The 4,176-nt window shown below is 68.9% G+C and carries 3 protein-coding genes and 1 pseudogene; 2 read left to right on the top strand and 2 right to left on the bottom strand.

What is annotated here, in order from left to right; all coding sequences use genetic code 11:
- Nucleotides 1-60 precede the first annotated feature (60 nt).
- Nucleotides 61-2,133 (bottom strand): type III secretion system export apparatus subunit SctV, encoded by a 2,073-nt coding sequence (sctV, locus tag G3N99_RS35870; protein WP_206124727.1) that lies wholly within the window; start codon nt 2,131-2,133, stop codon nt 61-63.
- Entirely contained in the window at nt 2,130-3,212 is a 1,083-nt protein-coding gene (gene sctU, locus G3N99_RS35865; RefSeq protein WP_206124726.1) for a type III secretion system export apparatus subunit SctU, read from the bottom strand. Before sctU ends, sctV begins: the two co-directional genes overlap by 4 nt.
- 235 nt (nt 3,213-3,447) lie before the next feature.
- Here sctU and G3N99_RS35860 point away from each other — a divergent pair, with 235 nt between their 5' ends.
- Entirely contained in the window at nt 3,448-4,017 is a 570-nt protein-coding gene (locus G3N99_RS35860; RefSeq protein WP_206124725.1) for an HrpB1 family type III secretion system apparatus protein, read from the top strand.
- Between the two features lie 13 nt (nt 4,018-4,030).
- Nucleotides 4,031-4,176 (top strand): annotated as a pseudogene (locus G3N99_RS35855) (type III secretion protein HrpB2); the annotation flags it as partial.

The raw sequence follows: 4,176 nt of genomic DNA, 5'->3' as shown, positions 1-4,176 counted from the left end.
CGTCCGGCCCGGCGGCAGGATCGCCCGCGATGATTCGCACGGGCCTCAGATCGGCGGCGCTCATGCGTGGGCCGCAGCCGGCATCGTCACACGGCCGACCGGCTTCAATTCGACCTGGTCGCCAAGCTCCTGGTACGAGTAGACGGGCAGCCAGCCGAGCCGCGCCTCGATCATCCGTCGCGTGTAGCGGCGCACGTCCATCGACGTGACGAGCGCGACGTCGTCGCGCGGCGTCTCGCCGACGAACGACGCGACGCTGTCGACGAGATAGCGGACCTGCTCGGGCGGCAGCGCGAGGAAGTTGCCCGCGGGCGTCTGCTTGATCGATTGCCGGATATGCTGCTCGACCGGCAGATCAAGCAGCACGGCCGGCAGTTGCCGCGCGCCGCGCGCCGCGCGATACGCGAGATAGCGCGACAGGTCGCCGCGCACGTATTCGGCAAGCATCAGCATGTCCTTCTCCTTCGGCCCCCACGCGACGAGGCTCTCCATGATGTCGCGCGCGTTGCGGATCGGGATGTGCTCCTCGAGCAGGCGGCGCAGTACGTCGGCGATCCGCTGCGTCGGCAGCGCCTTCTGCACTTCGGCGACGAGCCCCGGATAGTCGGTTCCGAGCTGGTCGAGTATCCATTGGGTTTCCTGGATGCCGAGGAACAGATGCGCGTTGCGTCGCAACAGCGCGATCGTCTCCTGCGCGATCACCTGCTCGGCACGCCACGCGCGCGCGCCGGCCGGCACCGCCTTGTCGTCGATCCAGTAGCTCTCGGTGAGCCCGCCCGCCGGGCCGCGCTTCGTGCAGCGGCCGGCGAGCGCCGGGTCCGACGCCGCGTCGGGCAGCATCGTCTGGTCGGCCGTCAATTCGAGCCGCGCCTGCGGCACGTCGCGCATCAGGATCTCGCACGTCGCTTCGGGCAGCGCGTCGCTCGTCCACAGCGTGATGCCGGGGAACGGCAGCCCCTGCTCTTCCTGCAGCTTCGCTCGCTCCTCGTCGAACGCGCGATCGAGCGCGGCGGGCGCGAGCCGCGCGACGAGATCCGGCGACACCCGCACGCCGATCGCGCACGTGAAAAGCGGCGCGCGCGGCAGGATCGACGGCGTGCTGCCTTTCGCACCCGCGCGCTGCAGCGCGATCACCGGCTCACCGCGCGCGGTCGTGCGGCGCGCGCCCTTCTGCAGCCGGTAGCCGGAAAACGCGAGAATCGCCGACAGCAGCACGAACAGCGCCGCCGGAAAGCCCGGCACCGCCGCGAAGCCGATCAGCAGCACCGACGCGAAGTACAGCGCGCGAAAGCTGCCGCCGAGCTGCTTCGCGATCTCGGAGCCGAGCGACGTGCCTTCGCCTTCGTCGTGATCGTCCGCGACGCGCGTGATCATCACGCCGGCCGCGACCGAGATCAGCAGCGACGGAATCTGCGACACCATCGCGTCGCCGACCGACAGGATCGAGAAGCGGTTCGCCGCTTCGCCGGCCGTCATCCCGTGATACATCACGCCGATCGCGATCCCTGCGACGATGTTGACGAGCGTGATGATGAGGCCCGCGATCGCGTCGCCCTTGACGAACTTCATCGCCCCGTCCATCCCGCCGTGCAACTGGCTCTCCTTCGCGAGCGTCGCGCGCTTGCGGCGCGCCTCGTCGGGCGTCAGGATGTTCGCGCGCAGGTCCGCGTCGATGCTCATCTGCTTGCCGGGCATCGCGTCGAGCGTGAAGCGCGCGCCGACTTCGGCAACGCGCTCCGAGCCCTTCGCGATCACGATGAACTGCACGGTCGTGATGATCAGGAACACGACGAGACCGACGACGAGATTGCCGCCGACGACGAGCTCGCCGAAGCTCTCGATGATGTCGCCCGCGTTCGCGTGCAGCAGGATCGACTTCGTCGACGCGATGTTCAGCGACAGCCGGTACAGCGTCGTGAACAGCAGGACCGACGGAAACACCGACAGCGACACGATGCTGCCGACGTACATCGTCACCATCAGCAGCGTGACGCTGATCGCGATGTTGATGCCGAGCAGCACGTCGATCACCTCGGGTGGCAGCGGCAGGATCATCAGCGAGACGATCGCGACGACCAGCGCCGTGATGCCGACCTCGCCGCCGGCGGGGAGTTTGAGGGTTTTCAGCGTCATGACGACCTCTCGGAGGGAACGGCGGCGTCGGTGCGCGCGCCCGCGACCGACTCGACCCAGCGCAGGATCGCGGCCACCGTTTCAAACAGTTCTTCGGGAATCGCCGCGTCGCGCTCGACGCGGTACAGGGCGCGCGCGACGGGCGGATTGCCGACGATCGGCACGCCGAGCGCGTGCGCGTGGCGGCGCAGCGCGAGCGCGCCGTCGTCGACGGCTTTCTCTATCACCCGCGGCAGCGGATACTCGTCGGGCGCATAGCGGATCGCGATCGCGTAATGCGTCGGGTTGACGACGAGCACGTTCGCCTGGCCGACTTTCTGCCGCGCCGGCGCGCTCGTCGCGATCTCGCGCGCGAGCCGGCGGCGCTCGCCCTTCGTGTGCGGATCGCCCTCGCTCTCCTTGTTCTCGCGCTTCGCCTCTTCCTTCGTCATCCGGTTGTCGCGCATGAACATCATGCGCGCGATCTTGTAGTCGGCCGCCGCGAACACCGTGACGACGAGCGCGACGACGCCGAGCAGCTTCATCAGCACGGTCCACAGCACGCGCGACAACTGCGGCGTCGCCTCGTACACGCTCGCGACGACCAGCGGAAACAGCGACATCATCATCTTCCAGATCACGCACGCGAGCACGACCGCCTTGACGATCATCTTCACGAGCTCGAGCAGCGACTTCATCGAGAAGATCTTCTTGATGCCCGCCATCGGATTGATCGCGTCGAACTTCGGCATCACGGGCTCGAGCGTGATCATGAAACCCGCCTGCGGCGCCTGCGACACGATGCCCGCGACGATCGCGGCGACGACGAACGGCAGCATCGTCAACGCGGCGCTCGCGGCGAGGTCGTGCAGCGCGGACAGCGTCGCCTGCGGCGTGCGTTCGCCAATCACGAAATCGAGCGCAGTGCGGATCGTGCGCGACAGGCCGCCGGTCAGCATCGATTCACCGGCCGTCAGCACGCCGATCGCGGCGGCCAACGTCACCGCGTCCGCGACGTCCTTGCTCTTTGCAACCTGGCCCTTCTCGCGGACTTTCTTCAGCTTCCGTTCGGAGGGTTCTTCGGTTTTCTCTTCGGCCATCGCCGCCGTTCCTGTCGAGAGTCGGACATGGCGCGTACGTTAGCGGCACACGACGGCGGCCGCGCGCGCCGACCCGAAGCGGCGCCGTCCCGCGCGAAGCGCGGGTGGCGCTTCGCGTCGCATGCGCACACTTCGCATCGGCGGCCGGGCAGGCCCGGCGCGCTGCTACCTTGCGCTCCATACGCCATTTCCTCAACGACATGCGCCGCTCGCGCGGCGACACGGAGCGCACACCATGGACGAATCCCGGCCGACCTATCTGCGATGCAACCAAGCGGCGCTGAACGAACTGATCGACGCCGCGAGCCTCGCGCTCGGCGGCGCGCTAGACGGCCCGGCCGCCGATCCCTACGACATGGGCCTGCTGATCGACGCGCTGCGCGTACTCGCGCCGCAACTGCCCGCCGCCGACATGTTCGACGGCATGCTGCACGTCGCGCTCGGCAACTTCGACGACGCGGTGCGCGCGTTCGCGGAGATCGCGAACGGCACGACCAACACGATCTACGGCAAGGCGCTGCTCGCGTTCGCGCTGCAACTGAAGCGCGATCCGGAATGGCGGATCGCCGCCGACGAGGTGCTCGCGGCCGGCAGCCCCGCGCAGGCGGTCGCGCTCGTGCGCGCGCTCGAGCGGCAGCACGACGTGATGCTCGCGAAGGAACACGCGGATCGCACGGGTGTCTGGGAGCTTCCCGAATCGGCCGCGGCGGCCAACGGCGACACGCCCGATGCGCAGGCCGCGAACCCGGCCGGCGGCTTCGATGCGCAGGCCGCGTTCGCGCATCAGCAATATCTGCGTCTTTGACGAGGAGGCCCGCATGAATGCCCCGCTTTCCCCGGTCGACCTGACCCGCGCGCTCGACGTCGCGTTCTCCGACGCGGCGGCGGCGCCAGCCGGCGCGACCGCCGCGCCGACGCCCGACGTCCCGGCCGACGTCGCCAGCCGTTTCCAGGCGCTGATGTG

This window comes from Burkholderia sp. Ac-20392 (genome assembly GCF_017104585.1).
In the GTDB taxonomy this organism is placed as follows: Bacteria; Pseudomonadota; Gammaproteobacteria; order Burkholderiales; family Burkholderiaceae; genus Burkholderia; species Burkholderia lata.
This window is presented reverse-complemented; position numbering and strand designations above follow the sequence as displayed.